Below are 20,392 nucleotides of genomic sequence, written 5' to 3' on the forward strand. Positions count from 1 at the left end.
ACGTTGAACAACACGCGAAAAACCGCCCTGATCGCCGCCGTGCTGGTGGTCGCTGTGGGCGCAGGCGTATTGCTGCTGTCGGGAAATGCCCGTGAGCAATCGACCAACGATGCCTACGTGTCGGCCGACTACACCGTGGTGGCGCCCAAGGTCGCGGGGTTTATCAAGGAGGTGCTGGTGGCGGACAACCAGCAGGTCAAGGCCGGGCAGTTGCTGGCGCTGATCGATGATCGTGACTTCCAGGCCGCATTGGCCGCTGCCGAGGCCAATGCGTTGATGTCGCGGGCGCAGAAGCAGAACGCCAAGGCGACGCTGGAGCGCCAGGCCTCGCTGATCGCCCAGGCCCAGGCGGTGGTGGCTGCCGATGCCGCGGAGCTGGCCTTCGCCAACCATGAACTGACTCGCCACAGCCGTCTGGCCGAGCAGGGCGCAGGTACGGTGCAGAATGCCCAGCAGGCCCGCAGCCGGGTGGGCCAGGCCCGGGCCCGGTTGGCCAACTCAAGCGCCGCGCTGGCGGCGGCGCGCAAGCAGATCGACATTCTCAACGCTCAGCTCGACGGTGCCGAAGGCAGCCTCCAACAAGCCCAGGCCAGCCTTGACCGGGCGCGCCTGGACCTGTCGTATACACGCATTGTCGCGCCCATCGACGGCATGGTCGGCGAGCGTGCGCTGCGCGTCGGTGCCTATGTCAAACCGGGGGCCCGGCTGCTGTCGGTGGTACCGCTGGCGCAGGCCTATGTGGTGGCCAACTTCCAGGAAACCCAACTGACCCACGTGCAACCCGGCCAGCCGGTGAACATCAGCGTCGATACCTTCTCCGGTGAGCGCCTGCACGGTCACGTTCAAAGCCTTGCACCGGCCACCGGGGTGACCTTTGCCGCCATCAAGCCGGACAACGCCACCGGCAACTTCACCAAGGTGGTACAGCGCATTCCGGTGAAGATCGTCTTCGATGCCAACCAGCCGCTGCTTGCACGCCTGCGGGTAGGCATGTCGGTGGTGGCGACCATCGACACCGAAGCCAAGGTGATCGCCGCCAACGAGGTCAGCGCCCGATGAAACAGGCCTTCACGTTATTGCCGTTGCTACTCGGCATGCTTCTGGGTGGCTGCACCCTGGGGCCTGATTTCAGCGTACCTGACACCAAGGCTCCGGCCTCCTGGGCACCATTGCAACAGACGGCGGCGCCAAGCCAGCCCGAAGAGGGGGCAATGCAGCAACGCTGGTGGGAAAGTTTCGATGACCCGGTATTGAGCGAGCTGATCGAGCAAGCCAGCCAGCGCAACCTCGACCTGCAGATGGCCAGTGCCCGCCTGCTGCAAAGCCGTGCGGCGCGCCAGAGCATCGCTGCCGAGCAAACCCCGGCGGTGGACCTGGGCGCCGGCTACAGCCGTGCGCGCAACAGCGCCGAAGGGCTCAACGATCCGTCCGGCATGGGTGGCAAGTCGGCGTTCAGCCTCTGGCAAGGCGATCTCACTGCCAGTTGGGAGCTGGACCTGTGGGGGCGGGTGCGCCGCCAGGTGGAGGCGGCCGATGCGGTGGTCCAGGTAGCCGAAAATGATCGGCGCGGCGTGTTGTTGTCGCTGCTCGCCGACACCGCGGGCAATTACATTCAGTTGCGCGCGGTGCAGCACACGCTGGCAGTGACCCGCGACAACCTTGAGGTGTCCCGGCACAGCTTGCGACTTTCGCAGATGCGCCTGAACGATGGTGTGGCCACGGCGCTGGATGTGGCCCAGGCCTCGGCCCAGGTGGCATCGATCGAAGCACGCCTGCCACTGCTCGAAGATCGCCAGGCCCAGTTGATCAATGCCTTGAGTTTGTTGCTGGCCGAGCCGCCGCGCAGTTTGCAGGCGCGTTTGCTACCCTCGGCGCCGATGCCCGCGCCGCAACAGCGCTTCGCCATTGGCGTGCCGTCTGAGCTGGCCCAGCGCCGTCCCGATATCCGCCAGGCCGAGGCACAGTTGCACGCGGCCACCGCCAGCATCGGCGTGGCCAAGGCGGACTTCTACCCGAGCATTCGTCTGTCGGGCAACGTGGGTTTGCAGTCGCTGCAACTGGCTGATTTTGGCAGTTGGGATGCGCGCCGCTTTGCCATTGGCCCACAGTTGAGCCTGCCGATTTTCGAAGGAGGGCGATTGACCGGGGTGCTCAAATTGCGCGAGGCCCAGCAGCAGGAAGCGGCAGTGCATTACCAGCAAGTGGTGTTGCGTGCCTGGCATGAAGTTGACGATGTGTTGCGCTTGTACAACGCCAGCCAGCTGCGACGCGACCTGCTCGCCGAGGCAGTGCGCCAGAACCGAATTGCCCTGGAGACCGCGCAGCGCCAATACGTTGAAGGGGCGGTGGACTTTCTCAATGTGCTCAGCGTGCAGGGCGCATTGCTGGCCAGTGAAGAGCAGTGGGTCGAGAGCTCGGCGGCGGTGTCCCAGGCCTTGGTCGGCTTGTACAAATCCCTCGGCGGTGGCTGGCAGGCGTTCGACCTGCCAGTGGCGGCGGTTACAGCGGGCGGCTGAGGCCGAAGCGCTTTTTCAGTACCGTGTCCAGCACAGTGCGCGGCAGCCAGCGGGCCATCAGCGGCAGCGCACGGCTGCCGTTGCCCAGCCGCACCAGGGGCGGCGTGGGTTGTTTGTTCACAGCCGCCAGCAGGTCCTGGGCGAATGCCGTGGCTGGGGTGGGGTGGTCCTGGGAGGCACGGGCGCGGGCATGGATTTGTTCGCGCAGCGGCCACCACGGCGAGTCGGCGGCCAGTACTTGCTCGGCCTGGGTTTGCGCGTTGTCGGCAAACTGCGTGGCAATGGCCCCCGGTTGCACTTCCATGACCCGGATACCGAAGGGCGCCAGCTCCAGGCGCAGGGCATCGCTCAAGGCATGCACCGCCGCCTTCGAGGCGCAGTAGGCACCGGCGAACGGGGTGACCAGCACGCCTGAAACACTGCCGATGTTCACCACCAGGCCCTTGTTGCGGCGCAGCGCAGGGAACAGTGCGCGGGTCACGCCGACCAGGGCGAACACGTTGGTTTCAAACTGGCGCTGCATCGCCTCCACGCCGCCATCGAGCAGCGGCCCCATGGCGCCATAGCCTGCATTGTTGATCAGAATGTCGAGCCCGTGGTGCTCGGCCTCGATTTCTTCGCTCAGGCGTTGCAGGGCCTGGGGATCATTGACGTCCAGTTGGCGCCCCTTGAAGCCGGCCGCTTCCAGCCGTGCGACGTCTTCGGCTTTGCGGGCCGTGGCCCAGACCTGGTGGCCGGCGCTCTTGAAGCTGTCGGCCAGGGCGCGGCCGATGCCGCTGGAACAACCGGTGATGAGGACGAGGGGCATGAGGCGAACCTGATGATCGGCGAAGGTGCGTCGATCATACGGTAACCCGAGGAAAAAAATCCTAGTTGGCGAAGCTGCCCTGCAGTTGCTCGGCGCGAAACTCCAGCGATTGCGGCCGGTAGCCCGAGCGCAGTGGCGGCAGCGGCAGACAGTCGCTCCAGTCGGCGCCGGGTTGCAGTTCACCCGGGCCCCGGTAGCGGGGGGTGCTGTAGGTGTTCTCGTTGAGGTTGACGCTGTCGCCCGGGGTGTAGGCGGCGATGCGCCAGCGCACGGTCAGCATCGGCACGTCGTTGCCGTTTTTCATGCTCACGCGCAAGGGGCGGTCGGCGGGGCAGCTGTCGGGGGCGTAGGCCACGCGCAGGTCCAGGCGTGCCAGTTGGTAGGCTTCGCGGTTGTCCTGCCAGATGACCCAGAGTGCAACCAGACCCAGGCCGAAAACGGCCGAGAGCGAGATGGGCAGGGCTTTGGCCGGGTAGCGCAACAGCAGTACCAGCCAGGTGAGAACGAGCAGGGCGCCGATGATCATGGGCGAGGCCTTGGGTCAGGAAGAACCTCTATCCTAACTGCAAACGGTCGCGGGGCAAGTCGAGACGTTGCCCCGCGATGGCCTGGGTTACTGCGCGATGGTCTTGATCGAGATCCCGCGTTCCAGCGGCGTCGAGCGGCCGTAGATGTCTTCGAAGCGCTCGATGTCGTCTTCACCCAGGTAGCTGCCCGACTGCACCTCGATGATCTCCAGCGGGATCTTGCCCGGGTTGCGCAGGCGGTGTACCGAGGCGATCGGGATGTAGGTGGACTGGTTCTCGGTGAGCAGGAACACGTTCTCGTCGCAGGTCACTTCGGCGGTGCCCGACACCACGATCCAGTGTTCGGCGCGGTGGTGGTGCATCTGCAGCGACAGGCATGCACCGGGCTTGACGGTGATGTGCTTGACCTGGAAGCGCCCGCCCATGTCTACCGAGTCGTAGGACCCCCACGGCCGGTAAACCTCGCAGTGGTTCTGGGTTTCGCTGCGGCCCTGTTCGTTGAGGGTGTTGACCAGTTGCTTGACGCCCTGGACCTTGTCTTTGTGGGCAATCATCATCGCGTCCTTGGTCTCGACCACCACGATGTTCTCAAGGCCGATCACCGACACCAGCTTGCCGTTGCCGTGGATCATGCAATTGTGGCTGTCTTGCACCACCACATCGCCCTTGGTGACGTTGCCGTTGGTGTCTTTCTCGTGAACTTCCCACAGTGACGACCAGCAACCCACGTCGCTCCAGCCGGCGCTCAGCGGCACCACGCAAGCGCGCTGGGTCTTTTCCATCACTGCGTAGTCGATGGAGTTGTCCGGGCAGCAGGCGAACGTGGCGTCGTCGATGCTCAGGTTGTCGCCGTCTTCCTGGCTGCGCTCCAGGGTCAGCAGGCAGGTGTCGTAGATGTCCGGGTCGTGCTTTTTCAGCTCTTCGAGGAAGCGGCTGGCGCGGAACAGGAACATGCCGCTGTTCCAGAAGTAGCCACCGGCCTGGACGAACTCGTTGGCACGTTTTTCATCCGGCTTCTCGACGAACTGCGCCACCCGGCTGACGCCTTCGGGCAGCAGCGCGTCCTGGCTCGACTTGATGTAGCCGTAGCCGGTCTCGGGCTTGGTCGCCGGGACACCGAACAACACCATCTCGCCACGCTCGGCCGCTACGGTGGCCAGGGCCAGGGCACGCTGCAGGGCTTTCTGGTCGTCGATCACGTGGTCGGCGGGCAGTACCAGCATCAACTCGTCACGGCCTTCGTTGATCAGCTTCATCGCCGCCAGGGCCACGGCCGGGGCTGTGTTGCGGCCGAAGGGTTCGAGCAGGATCGCCTGGGTTTCGAGTTTCAGGCTGTCCAGTTGCTCGTTGACGATGAATTTGTGGTCCTTGTTGCAGACCACGATCGGGGTGTCCATGCCCTCGAACACCAGGCGCGAGAGGGTCTGTTGGAACAGGGTGTGTTCGCCGGTCAGGGCCAGGAACTGTTTAGGGAATTGCTTGCGCGACAGGGGCCACAGACGCGAACCGCTACCGCCGGACAGGATGACTGGAATCATGGGTGTTCTCCGAAGTATGAAAGGGGCAGTTGATTAACGGGTCGATACCGGGCGCTTGACCCAGACCGGCGACAGGCTGCTGCCGGTTCCGGTGACGTAGAGCACCGCTGCTTCGCCGCGCTCCAGAGCCACAGGCTTCAGATCGCTGACTTTTTTGTCGCCTTCATACAGGGCCAGGCTGACCTTGACCGGGTTGATCTCGCGCTCGCCACGGGCCTTGGCGGCCACCGGCTTGACCACTTCGGTCTTGCCGTCGGCGGTTTTCAGGGTCAGGGCTTGGTCGCTGAGGTTCTGGACTCGCACCAGGGATTTCTGCTTGTTCTTGAACGGTGGTTCTTCAACCAGTTGCGGCTTGCCCGAGGCGTTGTTGACCAAGGTGTAGTAGTGGTCGGAGGCAAGTTTGACCGGCAGGCTCTGGCTGCCGACCTTGGCGCTGTAGTCGCCCTGGGGCATGAAGCTGAAGTCGCTGCTGGCCTGGGCCGCCACGGCGTTGATCTGGGTGTTGCCAACGCTGGCGTCCACGGTCTGATTGCTGGCGTTGTAGATCCGTACGAAGGTCGAGCCTTTCGGCGCGCTGGGGCCATAGAGGGCGGCGTCGGCGCCGGCATAGGCCTGCAGGGAGAGCAGACTCAGACCTGCGGCCAGGGCGCAGGCTTTGGCGATGCGTTGCTTGGTAGTGTGCAAGGTCATGGGTGTTTCCTCTTCAGTTTTGCGTCCGGGTGGACGACAGAGCCAGGTCTTGGTTGGCAGTTCGGGTTGTTTTCAGCTGGGCGATCCACTGCGGGTCGAAATCACTCAGGTCGCTTTTCATTGGCAGATAACGTTCCGGGAACTCCCAGATCAGCACTTGCGGGGCGCTGGTCTTGAAGGCGTCGCTTTGCAGGTACTTGAGCATCGGCAGCAACGGGCCATGGCCGTCTTCGGCGTAATTGACCACGTCGCTGCGCAGCGCCTGCTGCAGCGCCCCGAGGAAGTTCCAGTGAGGGTTGGCGCTGTAGCTGGTGCCCACCAGCGCTACCGGGATTTCACTGTCGGCGAACAGCGCGTCGCCACTGTCGGCGGCGTTGTCGGCCGGGCGGGTGCTGCGCTGTTGCAGGGTGTCCGGGGCCGGCAGCAGGTTGCTGAACAGCGGGTCCAGCGGCAGGAAGTTGGTCAGGTCGCCCTTGTACTGTTCGGCCGGGCGCTGCTCGGTAACGAACAATTGCGGCTCGCCATTGAGCAGGCTCTGGCGGCTGACCGCTTCGGCCAGGTGCTGGGCCACCACTTCGGCGCCCATGGGCGTCCAGTGGGTGTCGGTGCGCAGGAACACCTGGCCACGGGCCTTGGCGCTTTGCAGCGGCGCCAGCAGGTCGGGGGCGAACACGCCGGCCTGGCGGGCTTGGGCGTGGAACTCGTTGTACAGGTCGTTGTGCAGCGAGGCCGGGGTCTGTTCCCCCAGGTATTCGCTGTACAGGCGTGCCTTGGCCGGCACGATCGCCAGTACCAGTTGCACGCCGCGTTGGTGCAGGGTGTCGCGCACCCCACGGATCAGCGCCAGGTTCTCCTGTTCGAACTGGTCGCTGCCGGCTACCGGCTTGAACTCTTCGTCACTGAACAGCCATTGCTCGCGGCCCAGCACTACACCGGGGCGGCCTTCGTTGAACAGCTTGAAGTCCAGCGCCGCCCAGAGGTTGGTGCCAATGCGCTTGAGCGGGAACTGCTCGTCGTAGTGGGTCTCGGCGGCCTTGGCCAGCTTGCCGTCGAGCACGCTCATGTGCGCGGTGCGCTGGAAGCTGCCCAGGCCGCCCAGCGACCAGATGCCCAGGCCCAGCAGCAGGGCGAGGAACAGCAGCGAATAGAGTTTGCGTAATGATCGAGTCATGGTCGGCTCCCTCAGAACTGGAAGTAGAGGAACGGCGAGTAGCTTTGCGCCGAGAGCTTGAGGATCGAGGCAACGAACAGCAGCAACACCAGGGCACGGGTCAGGTACAAGCCCCAGTCCAGGCTGATGCTGCCGTCGGCATGCACGGCCACCGGGTGAGCCTTGGCCGAGGGCTTGGCGTTGCGGTAGAAGTCGCGCAGGCCGAAGAAGGCCAGGGTGGCGTAGGCCACAACCAGGGTTGCCACTTGCAGGCTGGTGAGGTTGGCGCGGTTGAGTTCCGAAAGTTGCCAGTCACCGAAGCTGAACATGGCACCGTACATGCGAGCGGCCACGTGCAGGTTCTCGGCGCGGAAGATCACCCAGCCGATCACCACCAGCAGGAAGGTGAAAGCCCACTTGACCGGGTTGAAGCGCTGCGGATTGGTGTCCAGGCCCAGGGCCCGCTCGATGGCCAGCCACATGCCGTGCCAGGCACCCCAGATGATGTAGGTGAAGTTGGCGCCATGCCACAGGCCACCCAGCAGCATGGTCAGGAACAGGTTGCGGTAGGTGGCGAAGGTGCCGCCGCGGTTGCCGCCCAGGGTGATGTACAGGTAGTCGCGCAGCCAGGTCGACAGGCTGATGTGCCAGCGCCGCCAGAACTCGGTGATCGACTGGCTGATGTAGGGTTGCTTGAAGTTCTCCATGAAGCGGAAACCCATCATCAGGCCCAGGCCGATGGCCATGTCGCTGTAGCCGGAGAAGTCGAAGTACAACTGCGCGGTGTAGGCCAGGGCGCCGAGCCAGGCGTCGCCCGTGGTCGGGTTCTGCAGGGCGAAGCAGTGGTCGGCGACCACCGCCAGGGTGTCGGCGATGAACACCTTCTTGATGAAGCCTTGCATGAACCGCGTGCAGCCCTCGGAGAACTTGTCGAGGGTGTGGGTGCGGTGGTTGAACTGGTCGGCCAGGTCGCGAAAGCGCAGCACCGGGCCGGCGATCAGGTGCGGGAAGATCGCCACGAACGCGGCAAAGTCGATCAGGTTACGGGTGGCCGGGGTGTCGCCGCGGTACACGTCGATGATGTAGCTGATGGACTCGAAGATGTAGAACGAGATACCGATCGGCAGCAGCACGTGGGTGAGGATGAACGGCTCGAGCCCGTAGCTGGTCATGATCGCGTTGATGCTGTCGACCCCGAAGTTGGCGTACTTGAAGTAGCCCAGGATGCACAGGTCGACGACGACCCCGAGCAGCAGCCAGCGCTGGGCCGGCTTGGTGCGCACACCGGCGGCACCGACTTTCAGGCCGATCCAGTAGTTCCACAGGGTGACCGCGGCGAACAGGGCGAGAAAATCCACCCGCCACCAGGCATAGAAGATGTAGCTGGCCAGCAGCAACAGCGCGTTGCGGTAGCGTTGCCCGCTCAGGTAGTACAAGCCGAGAAAGATCGGCAGGAACAGGAACAGGAACACATTGGACGAAAACACCATCCCGATCTCTCCTTGTCGTTATCCACAATCGGGGCAGCAGCCCCCCAAACCCCCCGCGAAAAATCGCCGGAGAACCAAACTGACCAACCCTGTGGGAGCGGCGGTGCGACATCGCACCGCCGCTCCTACAGGCCTACTTTTTCTGCTCGGCCTGCGGGTCGTAGACCCGAGTCAGGTCGCCGCCCAGGCGGAAGCTCTTGAACGGTTGCATGTCGTGCTTTTTTTCCAGCGCATCGGCGCTGCAGCGATAAAGGCTGCACCAGGGTTCGAGCCAGGCGTATTTGCTGTCGATCTTCAGGTCGTGCATGTCCTGCTTCTCGCCGTTCTTGTTCTTGAACGGGCTCGGGTCCTCGACCCCGGACAGCACCCGGTCACCCAGGCGCTTGAGTGCGCCGTTGTTTTCCGGGCGTACATCCACGCCGTTGGCCTGGGCAAAGCTGGCGATCATCGCCAGCGGCGGCAGGGCGTAGTTGTGGTAGGCCAGGGCGCGCTGCTTGCGCTTGAGCTCGTTGGGCAGGAAACCCTGGGCATCGACCTGGTTGGCCGCCACGCGGTACTCCTTGATCGACCAGTCGAACAGGTCACGGCGGTCGGTGGCCACGGCGGAGGCCATGACCGACCAGGCGGCCCAGTAGGAGTGGTTGTTGATCTTCTCCAGCGGCAGGTCGCTCCAGTCCTTGACCACCTGGTCGGCCAGGCGCGCGAACCATTTCTCGATCAGTTCGGCTTCTTGCTGGTGTGCGGCCAGGGGCTTGGAGTTGGAGAACTTCAGGTGCAGCCAGGATGAACTCAGACTGCCCAGTGCCCATTTGCGCATGGACTTGCCGGTGTGGTTGTAGTCGGTGGACATCAGCGCATCGGCGCGAGCCCAGGTGCCGAGCCACTCCAGGGTGCAATCGAGCTGCCGCGGGCGGCCGTCGCGCATGTACTGCATCACTTGCTTGCTGACGCCGCGCTCCAGGGTGGTGATGCTTGCAGTGGAGTCGCGGAAGGCTTTTTCCGAGGCCTTGTTCAGGGTGGCGCGGGCTTTGTCCGAGCCTTCGTACTTGCTGCGAAATTGCAGCTTGTCGGTGTAGGGCTTGGGCACGGCTTCGCACGTGTAGTCGCTGGGGCCGGTCTTGAGTTTCTCGATCCCGGCGTAGTAACCCTGAGGCGGGACCAGGCCAGCGGCCTGCACGGCCGGGCCGAACAGGGCCAGGGCCAGGGCGAGCACCTTGACCTTACTGTGGGAGCGGGCGTGCCCCGCGATAAGGCCGGTAGAGTCATCGCGGGGCACGTCGAGACGTCGCACCGCCGCACCTACAGGGAAGGAGTTGTTCATAAGCACCTCACATGCCGGCGGTGCGCTGGGCACCAGTGGCGAAGTTGTTGCGTTTGCAGAGCGTGGCCTCGACCTTCTGGGTGCCGCTTTCCGGGCCCTGGACTTCCACGGCGAGCAGGGTCTGGCTAGCCCAGTCTTCGTCCTCGCGCAGCTGGAAGGCGAAGCGGCCGTCGGTGTCGGAGGTCTCGGGCTTTTCGATCTTCACGTCCTCATGACGGCCGTTGAGGTACCAGAGGGTGGCCTGCAAGACCTTGACCGAGGTGTCCTCGAACTTGATGTCCAGCTGGTGGCGGCCATTGACCAGGTCCTTGATCACGCCACCCTTGCCGTTGACCATCAGTTCGTTCTTGCCCGGCTTGAGCGTGGCGCTGGCGTGCATCTGGGCCTGGCCCTCGCAGCCGTTGTCGAGCAGGGCGAGCATCTGCCGCCAGATGGTTTCCTGGTCCAGGCGGTAGAGCGGGGAGAATTCCCAGATGAGGATCTTGGGCGGGTTGTTCTTGAAGTCGTCGCTGCCCAGGTACTGGATCATCGAGCCCTCCAGGCCACCGCCAGGGAAGGCGACGTTGAGCACGTCGGCACCGATGTACTGCTCAAGGAAGCCCGAGAAGTTGTAGTTCTTGCCGCTGTGGCTGGTACCCACCAGGGTGATCTGCGGGTTGCCGCTGTCGCCGAACAGGTCGTCGCTGCCGCTTTCGCCTTTTGGCTCGGTGCTGAACTGATCCATGTACTGCACCGCATAGCTGGTGCCGCACAGCTGCCCGGCGACGTTGTGCAGAGTGCCGGTCTTGCCCATGCGGCCGGACTTGTGGCTTTCGAATTCGCGCCGGGGAATGCCCTCGAAAGCCGGCATTTTGTGCACGGTGTCGGCGACGATCTTCGCCGCGCGCTCGGCACCGTATGGCGTCCAGTGCTGGTCGCCACGGAAGTAGAAATCCTTGCCCTGGTCGGCGGCCGCCAGTTGCTCGTTGGTCAGTGGCGACAGGTCGGGCACGTTGTAGCCCATCTTGCTGAAGCGGGCGAGCATGGCCTGGTAGTTGCCCAGGGCCTTCTCGTAGTTGAACGCGGCTTTTTCGGCCGGCTTCAACATGTTGCGGTTCACCAGGCCACGGGTCGGCTGGTAGACCACCACCAGTTCGACGCCGCGCGCCTTGAAGGCATCGTGCAGCTGTTGCAAACGCTTGTAGCCAGCCGGGGTGGTGTTGAATTCGGTGCGCAGGTCTTCGCGGGTGCGGAACAGCCAGTCGCCCTGGGCCTGTACGAGGGTGGTGAAGTTCTGCTGGTAGCGAGTGGTGTAGCGGCTGGCGTCGTGGGCTTCGGGGCACAACTGGCAGCACGGCTCGGCGGTGAAGCTCGGGGCTTGCACGGTATCGGCATTGGCACCGTTGCTGATGGCCAGCAGGGCGGCGCTTACGCCCAGGAGTTTGATCAGGTGTGGGGTCATGTCGGGCATCCTCATTCGGCCATTTCGGTCTGGCGTTCGACCGGGTCGATCAATACGGCTTTCTGCTGGCGCACCATCAGGTCGAGAATCTCGTCCTGACGCTCACCCAGCACACCGGAAAAACTGATGCCGCTGGCCTTGCTCGGGGCCAGCATCGACACCCGGTACAGCTCCACGCTCAGCGGCGAGTCGATCGACAGCGGGCCGCTGCCGTTGGCCGCCAGCTCGCCGCCGACCACGATCAGCGAGACCTTGGTGTCGAACGGGTCGAGGGCGATGTCGCGGTCGGTGTCGGAGAGGTCCTTGATGTGCCCGTACACACCCACCAGGCCGTTGGCCATGGCGACGTTTTCGTACAGGCGGATGTTCACGCTGTTGCGCACACGGATGCCGTGGCGGCGGTTGCTGATCAGCTTGTTGCCCCAGATCAGGTTGTCGCCGCTCTCGTACAAGGTGATGCCGTCGGTGTGGTTGCGGTAGATCTCGTTGTAGGCAATCAGGTTGTTGACGCTGTTACGGTCGATTACCACGCCCGAGAGCTTGTTGTCGTAGCTCTTGTTATTGATGATCCAGCTGTCGTTGACCTCACGGGAGACGATGATCCCGTGCTTTTTCTTGGTCCCGTAGACGGTGTTGCCGGCGATGATCAGCCGGTGCGAACGGTCGTGAGGGTCGATGCCGTAGACGATGTTGTCGCGGTAGGTACTGTCCTTGACCACGAAGTCGCTGGTCTCGTAGCAGTAGAAGCCGTACCACATGTCGCTGAACTCGGAGCCGATGATCCAGCCGGTGGGTTCGGGGCGGTTCATCTGCTTGGCCATGTTCGGCGTGTACTGGGAAATACTCACGCCATACGACTTACTCTTGGCGTAGCCGAAGCTGGCCATCTTGGTATTGACGATATAGGTCTCGGTGCCGCCCCACGACAACAGGAACGGGCGGAACTCCTTGGGCGAGCGGAAGGTGGCCGGGCCGTTGTCCTTCTCGCGCCAGCCGGTGACCTGGGTGTCGGTAACGAACAGCTTGCCATCGTTGACGATGAACGAGCCGCCCTCCTGGGACAGGCGCAGTTCCTTGACCTTGCCGTCGATCTCCAGCACACCTTTTTCGCCGACCACGATCGGCAGGCGTGCCAGGTAGACACCGGGCGATGTTTCACTCAGGTACTGCTTGGGCACACGCTTGGCGAGCTCGGTGAAGTTCACATGGCCGTCATCGATGAAGATCGCCTGGGGTATACCGCGCTGGCGGGCCACCCACTCGGCCATCTTGTTGTCGCCGCCGATGAATTCCTTGAGCGCGGTTTCCTGCAGCATGCGCCGCACTGAAACCTTGCCCTTGTGCGCACGCTGGATCTTTTTCTGCACGGCCTCGGCGGTGTAACCGGTCAGGTCCGGCAGGGTCGGCGCCGGAATCTGCAGCGGCTCGATCGGTGCGCTGCTGACGGTGTAGGTCTTGGCCTGCTGCAGTTCCTTGGCCACCGGCACCGGCGCCTGGCTGTTGGCCAGGGCGATGCTGCTGGCCAGCAACAGGGAGCTGGCCAGCAAGCGGTGCAGGGTGTTGGATTGAAGACTCATATCAGTGCACTCCAGGCATCAGAAGCGCCAGATCACGTCGACAAAGGCGCGGTGCATGTAGGAGTCCGCTTCCTTGCCATAGGCGTCACCCGGCTTGAACACGCCGCCACGAAAACGCACCAGCGCCGACGGCTCGTCGATCGACTGGCTGAGGGCGGCGGGGAGCAGGCCCTGCTTGAAGTACTTGGTGACCACCAGGTCGACTTCCTGGCCCAGGTCTTTTTCGCCCTGGATCAACGGACGGTTGATGCCGTTGTCCTCGACCACGGCGTTGATGCCGCTGCTGCCGATGTTCTGGTCGCCGTCCACACGCCAGAACTTGTGGTAGATCAGGCTGGCGTCGTAGTCGTCGCGCAGCTGCCAGGAAGTGAATAGGGTGGCCGCCTGCAGGTTGCCCAGTTCGCCACGGAAGGCCTCGCCGAAGCGGTGTACGCGCGAGCGGGTACCGGTGTAGTTGGAGCGATTGCTCTCCAGGCCGGTTTGCTCGTAGTTGCTCGAACCGTCGCTGCCACCACCGCCACTGCCGCGGGCGTAGGCGGCGCCGACCTGCCAGTTGGGGTCGAGGCGCAGGCGAATACCGAGGTCAGTGGCCCAGGCGTTGACGTCGCCGCTCTGCTTGCCGCTGGCAACCTGCTCGCCGTTGACGGTGGTGGTGTTGAGGCTGTCGCGGTCACCGGTCAGCCAGGTCATGCTGCCCCAGTAATTGACGCGGTTCTGGTTGCGCCAGTTGTAGGCATCGCTGTTGGCCTCAAGGCCCAGCCAGGTGAGGTCGCCGGTGCGGGTCTTGTCCAGTTCGTCGACGGTCTCGCCGGGGTTCTTCAGGTTGCCGTCGTCATGGGTGTGGTGGGCGCGCAGGCCGACCCAGTGACCGGGCGTCCACTGGGTGGCGATGTCGCCGTAGACGTGCAGGCGGTCCTTGTCTTCGGGGGCCAGTTCGGTGAGGTCGGTGCGGTACTCGCTGAAGCGCTCGGCCACGCCCAGGTTGGCGCGCAGCAGGGTGGTGTCGAAGGTCCAGTTCAGTGCTTCGATGTTGGTGTCGCGCCACATGCCGTCTTCGTTGCGCAGGCGCTGGCGACCAAAGCGCAGTTGTTCGCCGGGGTAGGCGGTCAGGCCGCTGTAGCCGACCCAGAATTCGCGCATGGCCAGGTAACTCTTGTCGGCTTCGCGGCCATCGGCGCGGTTGGATTCGGTTTCGGCTTCATCGCCGGACTGGCGCAGGGTGTCGGTCTCGATGATGTCGGTGGCCGCTACCGCCTGGCCCATGGCGAAGGCGCTCCAGTTACCGCGCTCGCCGTATACCCAGGGGCGCAGGTCCAGGCCCACACCGTTGACGTCACCGCCGGAGCGGGTGCCCAGGTCGCGGTCGTCTTCGGACTGGCCGGTGATTTTCACGTCCAGGCCAAAGTTCTTTTCAGCGGTCATGGCCGCCAGGGTCGGGCACGACCAGAGCAGGGCGAAGCCCAGGCCTACGCCAGCTTTCATCCACGGGTTGAGTGTCATAGGGAGTCCTCGCCTTGTTCGGTTTCACGCACGGCCTGCAGGGCCAGGGCGCCGACGCCCTGGCCGATGGCGCCACGGGCCTGGCGCTCTTGCTGCAACAGGCGCTCGGCCTGTGCCTTCTGCGGTGGGGTGAGTTGCTGGTCGAGCTGGGCGGCCAGCGCCTGTGATTGTTCGCTCGGGTTGGCTTGCGCCAGCTGGCTGAAGACCCAGGCATTGACCAGGTCCTGACGGATGCCGTGGCCTTCGCTGAACAGTTGGGCCAGGGCATAGTCGGCGCTGAGCTGGCCGCCACGGGCGGCCGTGAGCAAGTGGTCGACGGCTTTTTGCGGGGCGACCTGACCCAGGTAGCCACGGCGGTACAGTTGGCCCAGGTAGTAATGGGCGCTGACTTCACCGGCGTCGGCGGCGCTTTGCAGGTGGGTCTCGGCCTTTTGTGCATCGGCCGGTACGGTCTTGCCTTCGTAGTAGAGGCGGCCCAGCAGCAGTTCGGCACGCGGTTGCTCGGCGGCGCGGCCCTTGTCGATGTATTCCATCAGCTTGTCGGTGTCGCCCAGCTCCGGGAAGTCGTAGATCAACTGCGCCAGGCTGACCCAGGAGGCCGGGTTTACGGGGGCCACTTGTTCAAGCAAGGCCTGGGCGGTTTTCTCGTCGGTCTGGCCCAGGGTACGATCGGCCAGTACCCGGGCAACGCTGTCGACCCGGGTGGCTGGGATAACGCCGCGCTGGTAGGCGCCTTTTACTTGTTCGATCAGCGCTGCCTGCTGATCGGCCTGGCCGCGCTTCTGGTAGACGGTGGCCAGTTCCACGTAGCAGATGTCGGTGGTGGTCAGGGCTGCCTTGCAGATCCGCTCCACGTCCGCCAGGTGCTGGTCGTAGGTGTTCTGGGTGCGGTACAGCAGCACCTGGGCCAGGCCCGCTTCCGGGTAGCCGGCGGCGCGCCATTGGTCGATCTGCTGCTGGGCATTGGTACTCGGGAAGCTCTGCGGGTATTGCAGGTAGAGCATCGCCAGCGGGATCAAGGTATTGCCCTCGCCATTGGCAAAGGCTTTCTTGAGCAGGGTCTCGGCCTCCTGGCGCTCGGCTTCAGTGGCGTCTGGCTTGGCGGCGAGCAGCCGGCCCAGGCGTGCCTGGGCACGGGGCGAAATGTCGGCGGCGGCGCGGTAGGTGGCTTCGGCTTCCTTGAGCTTGGCGGGATCTCGGGTTTCTACCTGGATATCGGCCAGGCCCACCTGGGCTTCGCTGTAGCCGAGGTCGGCCAGCTGACGATAGTTCTGCTCGGCCAGGGCGGTGTCGCCACGCTTGAGTGCTTCGTTGGCCAGGCGTTGGTCGGGCAGGCCGGCGCAACCGGCCAGGGTTACGGCCAGGGCCAGGCCACACATTTTAAGCGTATCGCTGGCAAGCCAGGGTTTGGTGGGGGGGCAGAGTGCTTTGTGGGAGCGGGCATGTCCCGCGATAACACTATCGGCCTCTTCGCGGGGCAAGCCCGCTCGTACAGGGGTAGGGCTGAGATTCATGGCCATGCCTCCCTTAGAGCCCACGGGCAACGGCTTTGTCGATCAGCCAGTCCAGCGACGGGCCACGGTTGCTGTCGACCGCGACCGGGCGGCCAGCCAGTTCGCTGGGCAGGGCTTCGTCGGGCTTGATCTGCACGCGGATGTCCGACGACAGATCTTCGCTGTTCAGGCTGGTGCTGCTGACGATCTGACCGCTGCGGCGCTCGTCGTCGCCGGCCACGGTGAAGTGCACGCGGGCACCGGGCTTGACGTCGTCGAACTGGCGGTAGGTGAAGCGTGCGTCGACCATCGCGGTGGTGGTGCGCGGGATTAGTTGGAAGATCACCTGGCCTTTGCTGGCGTACTGGCCATCGTCCACCAGTTGGCGGGCGACCACGCAATCGCAGGGGCTGGTCAGGGTACCGCTCAGTTGCTTGCCGAACAGTTCTTCGACCTTTGCCGGCTCAAGCTGCTGGTCGTCCAGGTGACCCTTGAGCATGTCCAGCATGCTGGTGCTGAACGAGGCCAGTGGCGCGCCCTTGACCGCCATGCCGCCGCTTTTGACCAGGCTTTGCACGGTGCCGTCGCGGGGCATGGTGACGTTGGTGGTCGGCACGCTGACCACACCGGCCTGGGCGTGGCTGACGAAGTACAGGCCGTATACCGATTTTGCGATGAAGCCGAAGGCGGCCACACCGACCACGAATACGCCGAGGCTGAAGGTCACGGCACGCAGGCGGCCGAAGGCGCTCATGCCGCCGTTGGCGTCTTTCTGCTTGCGCGCCTTGGTGAAGTTGTCGCGCTGCAGGGTGCTGAGCACGTCACCCATGGTGATCAGCTCACCCGACAGGTGCGAGGTGATCAGGTGGCGCAGGGTGGCGATGTCGCGTGGCTCAAGGTTCTGGAACTGCACGCCGGTGCGACCGCTGGTGGGGTCGAAGGAGCGCACCTGGAACTCGATATCCATGGCCAGGCCCAGTTTGTCGACCGTGAACTGCAGGCGGCCACGCATTACGTCACCGACTTTGAGCGGGTGCTTGGCGTGGAAACTCAGGCCCCCGGCAGACAGGTCGTCGACCTTCACTTCCAGGGTTTCCCGGCTGGCCCCCAGGTAACGCAACTTGGCCGGGATGCGCACCCGGGCGTGCTGGCGCTGGGCTTCGGACTCATGCACGACATTGACGTTCACGGCGGTATTCATGGCGATTTGTTCCTGTTTAATCCAATCGGGTTCCGGCTCACACGACCATGAACAGCACAGCAATGAAGATGCTGGCCGCCGAGAAGGTCATGGTCCGGGAAGACCAGGTGTTGAACCATTGTTGAAAGCTGGCGAGGTCGCGTTTGAGGGCAGTGGGCTGGCGGGTCCAGGACTGCTTGTCGAGGCGGAAGAACACGTAGATCTTCATGATCGCGCCGACGATCTGGTTGTAATAAAGAATCAGCGGGTAAGCCGGGCCGATGGTGTGGCCCGAGCACAGCAGCATGATCGTCAGGATCAGACGGGTGATGCCGATCCACAGCAGGTACACCAGCAGGAACGCGGGGCCGAACTTGAGGCTGGCGATCACCGCGACCGTCAGGCCCAGCAGGCTGGTCCACATCGACACGCGCTGGTCGAACAGCACCACGCTGGTGAACAGGCCCAGGCGACGGATCCCCAGGCCCAGGGCCCGTGAGTTCTGGCGCAGGTTGTTGCCGTACCAGCGATACATCAGCTTGCGGCTGGCCTTGATGAAACTCTTCTCGGGCGGGTGCTCGACGGTGTTGATCGCCGCATCCGGCACGTAGAAGGTGTCGTAGCCCAGGCGCATGAGACTGAACCAGCTCGACTTGTCGTCACCGGTCAGGAACTTGAAGCGGCCCAGGCGCCAGTGCTGCAGCGAGTCGTTCTCGACGTCGGCGATGAACTCGGGGTTGGTGACCACGGCAGCGCGGAACACCGACATCCGACCGGTCATGGTCAGCACGCGCTTGGACAGGGCCATGGAGCACATGTTGATGTGGCGCTGGGCGAAGCGCAGCTTGTGCCACTCGCTCATGATGTAGCCGCCACGCACTTCGCAGAATTCGTTGGTGGTCAGGCCGCCGACATTGCCGAACAGCTTGAACCAGGGCACGGTCTTGCGTACCACGCCTTCACCGAGCACGGTGTCGCCGTCGATGACTGCCACCACGGCGTTTTCGTCTGGCAGGTGACGCGAGATGGCGCGAAAGCCATAGGCCAGGCCGTCACGCTTGCCGGTCCCGGCGATGCGCACGAAATCCAGGGTGACGCGGTCTGGCGGATTGAATTTTTCCCAGAGGCTTTTCACCAACAGCTCATCGGACATTTCCACCAGCGAGCAGACCACGGTGGTCGGGTAGCCGCAGTCGATGGCTTCGCGGATGACCGAGCTGTAGACCTGGGCGGTGGTCAGCGCGTCGATGCGAAAGCTGGTGACCATCAGGTAGACATGCGATGGATCGGCGGCGCTGCCCAGCTTGCGCACCTTGCGGCGCAGCATCGGGTAGACCACGTAGAGGAACAGCATGCCGCGCACAAAGTGCGTGGCACCCATGGAATAGCGCCAGATACCAACGGCACCGATAAGGAAGATGAAGTCCTTCGATTCGGGGTCGAAAATGGAGTTGGGCAAGGCCAGGGCGATCAACATGAGCAGGCTCACGTAGAACAACCAACCGGCGACCTGTAGCAGGCCGTGCTTGAGCCTTAGCATGTTCTGCATCCGTATCCAGTGGGGAAATAGGGGGTGCGCAGGGCCCGAAGGCCCCGCGCCTGCCGGGTTACCAGCAGATACCTTCGGTGCGGCTGAGCGGGGAGGTGGCCTTGCTCATGAAGCCGACCAGGTCGATGACCTGCTTGCCTTCCGGTGCCTGTTGGGCGAGGGCGCGGAACTTCTCGTCGCGGTTGCCCAGCACGATCACGTCGGCGTGCTTGATCACCTGGTCGAAGTCGGCGTTGAGCAGGGACGAGACGTGGGGGATCTTCGACTCGATGTAGTCTTTGTTCGCGCCGTGGACACGGGCGTACTCGACGTTGTTGTCGTAGATGTTCAGCTCGTAGCCCTTGCCGATCAGGCGCTCGGCCAGTTCTACCAGCGGGCTTTCGCGCAGGTCGTCGGTGCCGGCCTTGAAGCTCAGGCCGAGCAGGGCGACCCGGCGCTTGTCATGGCTTTCGATGATGTCGAAGGCGTTCTGCACCTGCGATTCGTTGCTGGCCATCAGCGAGTTGAGCAGCGGTGCCTTCACATCCAGGCTGCCGGCGCGGTAGGTGAGGGCACGCACGTCCTTGGGCAGGCAGGAGCCGCCGAAGGCGAAACCTGGGCGCATGTAGTACTGCGACAGGTTCAGGGCCTTGTCCTGGCAGACCACGTCCATCACTTCGCGGCCATCGACGCCCACCGCCTTGGCGATGTTGCCGATCTCGTTGGCGAAGGTGACCTTGGTGGCGTGCCAGACGTTGCAGGTGTACTTGATCATCTCGGCCACTTCGATGTCCTTGCGGATGATCGGGGCATCGAGTTCTTCGTAGAGCGATTGCAGGACATCGCCGCTGGCGCGGTCCAGTTCACCGATCACGGTCATCGGCGGCTGGTCGTAGTCTTTGATTGCGGTACTTTCACGCAGGAACTCGGGGTTTACCGCCACGCCGAAATCGACGCCGGCCTTTTTCCCCGAGCACGCTTCGAGGATCGGAATCACCACGTTCTTCACGGTACCCGGCAGCACGGTGCTGCGTACCACGATGGTGTGGCGGCTGGCTTTTTCGCGCAGCACGTAACCGATCTCGCGGCACACCGACTCGATGTATTCCAGGCCCAGGTCACCGTTCTTCTTGCTCGGCGTACCGACGCAGATCATCGACAGGTCGCTGTCGCGGATCGCTGCCGCAAAGTCGGTGGTGCCACGCAGGCGGCCGTTGCCGATGCCCTGTTGCAACAGTGTTTCAAGCCCGGGTTCGACAATTGGCGATTTGCCCTGGTTGATCAGGTCGATCTTGGTCTTGGACACATCCACGCCAATCACTTCATGACCCCGTGCGGACAGGCAGCCAGCACAGACTGCACCTACATAACCCAAACCAAAGATGCTGATACGCATCGCTATCACCTCATGTGTTTATCATGCCGGCTCAACTAGCAGAGCCAGACCGGGTTGATTAACCAGCAGTTTTCAGGCGAACGGAGTTGTGGCAATAAGCAGTCACTTCACCGTGCGCAGGCATATAAATGTGGAGTGCAAAGTTATATGCACTCAAAGTTGGCAGCCAATGGCCAATAATTATGGGCGTGCCCTTAAATGCAGCCGTCTTTATTGCAGGTCGGTTGTCCGACACTG

The 20,392-nt window shown here is 63.7% G+C and carries 16 protein-coding genes; 2 read left to right on the forward strand and 14 right to left on the reverse strand.

Going from position 1 to position 20,392, the window contains the following annotated elements:
• Positions 1-3 precede the first annotated feature (3 nt).
• Together ABVN19_RS00690 and ABVN19_RS00695 are read left to right on the forward strand one after the other, a co-directional pair.
• On the forward strand, positions 4-1,059 hold the full coding sequence (locus tag ABVN19_RS00690) for an HlyD family secretion protein (RefSeq protein WP_028943221.1): 1,056 nt from the start codon (positions 4-6) through the stop codon (positions 1,057-1,059).
• The gene (locus tag ABVN19_RS00695; protein WP_105641903.1) at positions 1,056-2,516 is read left to right on the forward strand and encodes an efflux transporter outer membrane subunit; all 1,461 of its coding nucleotides are present in this window, start codon (positions 1,056-1,058) and stop codon (positions 2,514-2,516) included. Before ABVN19_RS00690 ends, ABVN19_RS00695 begins: the two co-directional genes overlap by 4 nt.
• Here ABVN19_RS00695 and ABVN19_RS00700 read toward each other — a convergent pair.
• The 14 genes from ABVN19_RS00700 to ABVN19_RS00765 all read right to left on the reverse strand — a co-directional run bounded on the left by ABVN19_RS00700 (position 2,500) and on the right by ABVN19_RS00765 (position 20,155).
• Positions 2,500-3,324, reverse strand: coding sequence for an SDR family oxidoreductase (locus ABVN19_RS00700; RefSeq protein WP_028943223.1), 825 nt, complete (start codon positions 3,322-3,324; stop codon positions 2,500-2,502). The two genes, ABVN19_RS00695 and ABVN19_RS00700, sit on opposite strands and share 17 nt — an antisense overlap.
• Positions 3,325-3,385: 61 nt before the next feature.
• Entirely contained in the window at positions 3,386-3,850 is a 465-nt protein-coding gene (locus ABVN19_RS00705; protein WP_028943224.1) for a hypothetical protein, read from the reverse strand.
• 87 nt (positions 3,851-3,937) lie between these two features.
• Positions 3,938-5,389, reverse strand: a complete 1,452-nt coding sequence (locus tag ABVN19_RS00710) for a mannose-1-phosphate guanylyltransferase/mannose-6-phosphate isomerase (RefSeq protein ID WP_028943225.1) — start codon at positions 5,387-5,389, stop codon at positions 3,938-3,940.
• Between the two features lie 33 nt (positions 5,390-5,422).
• Positions 5,423-6,079 (reverse strand): alginate O-acetyltransferase AlgF, encoded by a 657-nt coding sequence (locus tag ABVN19_RS00715; RefSeq protein ID WP_105641904.1) that lies wholly within the window; start codon positions 6,077-6,079, stop codon positions 5,423-5,425.
• Positions 6,080-6,092: 13 nt separating this feature from the next.
• On the reverse strand, positions 6,093-7,250 hold the full coding sequence (locus ABVN19_RS00720) for an alginate O-acetyltransferase (protein WP_028943227.1): 1,158 nt from the start codon (positions 7,248-7,250) through the stop codon (positions 6,093-6,095).
• Positions 7,251-7,261: 11 nt separating this feature from the next.
• Positions 7,262-8,719, reverse strand: a complete 1,458-nt coding sequence (locus ABVN19_RS00725) for an MBOAT family protein (protein ID WP_028943228.1) — start codon at positions 8,717-8,719, stop codon at positions 7,262-7,264.
• Between the two features lie 133 nt (positions 8,720-8,852).
• Entirely contained in the window at positions 8,853-10,040 is a 1,188-nt protein-coding gene (locus ABVN19_RS00730; RefSeq protein ID WP_256585837.1) for a mannuronate-specific alginate lyase, read from the reverse strand.
• Positions 10,041-10,047: 7 nt separating this feature from the next.
• The gene (locus tag ABVN19_RS00735) at positions 10,048-11,481 is read right to left on the reverse strand and encodes an alginate O-acetyltransferase (RefSeq protein WP_353632781.1); all 1,434 of its coding nucleotides are present in this window, start codon (positions 11,479-11,481) and stop codon (positions 10,048-10,050) included.
• Positions 11,482-11,492: 11 nt separating this feature from the next.
• The gene (algG, locus tag ABVN19_RS00740) at positions 11,493-13,058 is read right to left on the reverse strand and encodes a mannuronan 5-epimerase AlgG (RefSeq protein WP_028943231.1); all 1,566 of its coding nucleotides are present in this window, start codon (positions 13,056-13,058) and stop codon (positions 11,493-11,495) included.
• A gap of 18 nt (positions 13,059-13,076) precedes the next feature.
• Entirely contained in the window at positions 13,077-14,558 is a 1,482-nt protein-coding gene (locus tag ABVN19_RS00745; protein ID WP_028943232.1) for an alginate export family protein, read from the reverse strand.
• Positions 14,555-15,937: an alginate biosynthesis TPR repeat lipoprotein AlgK gene (gene algK, locus ABVN19_RS00750; protein WP_105641905.1), complete on the reverse strand. Its 1,383-nt coding sequence runs from the start codon at positions 15,935-15,937 to the stop codon at positions 14,555-14,557. Before algK ends, ABVN19_RS00745 begins: the two co-directional genes overlap by 4 nt.
• 148 nt (positions 15,938-16,085) lie before the next feature.
• A complete protein-coding gene (locus tag ABVN19_RS00755) occupies positions 16,086-17,252 on the reverse strand; it encodes an alginate biosynthesis protein Alg44 (RefSeq protein WP_105641906.1) in 1,167 nt (388 codons plus the stop codon).
• Positions 17,253-17,289: 37 nt separating this feature from the next.
• Positions 17,290-18,780 carry a mannuronan synthase gene (gene alg8, locus ABVN19_RS00760; protein ID WP_177431056.1) on the reverse strand — a complete coding sequence of 497 codons (1,491 nt, stop codon included), beginning with the start codon at positions 18,778-18,780 and terminating at the stop codon, positions 17,290-17,292.
• A gap of 58 nt (positions 18,781-18,838) precedes the next feature.
• On the reverse strand, positions 18,839-20,155 hold the full coding sequence (locus ABVN19_RS00765; RefSeq protein WP_028943236.1) for a UDP-glucose/GDP-mannose dehydrogenase family protein: 1,317 nt from the start codon (positions 20,153-20,155) through the stop codon (positions 18,839-18,841).
• Positions 20,156-20,392: the final 237 nt, after the last annotated feature.

This window comes from Pseudomonas vranovensis, assembly GCF_040438935.1.
Taxonomy (GTDB): Bacteria; Pseudomonadota; Gammaproteobacteria; order Pseudomonadales; family Pseudomonadaceae; genus Aquipseudomonas; species Aquipseudomonas vranovensis.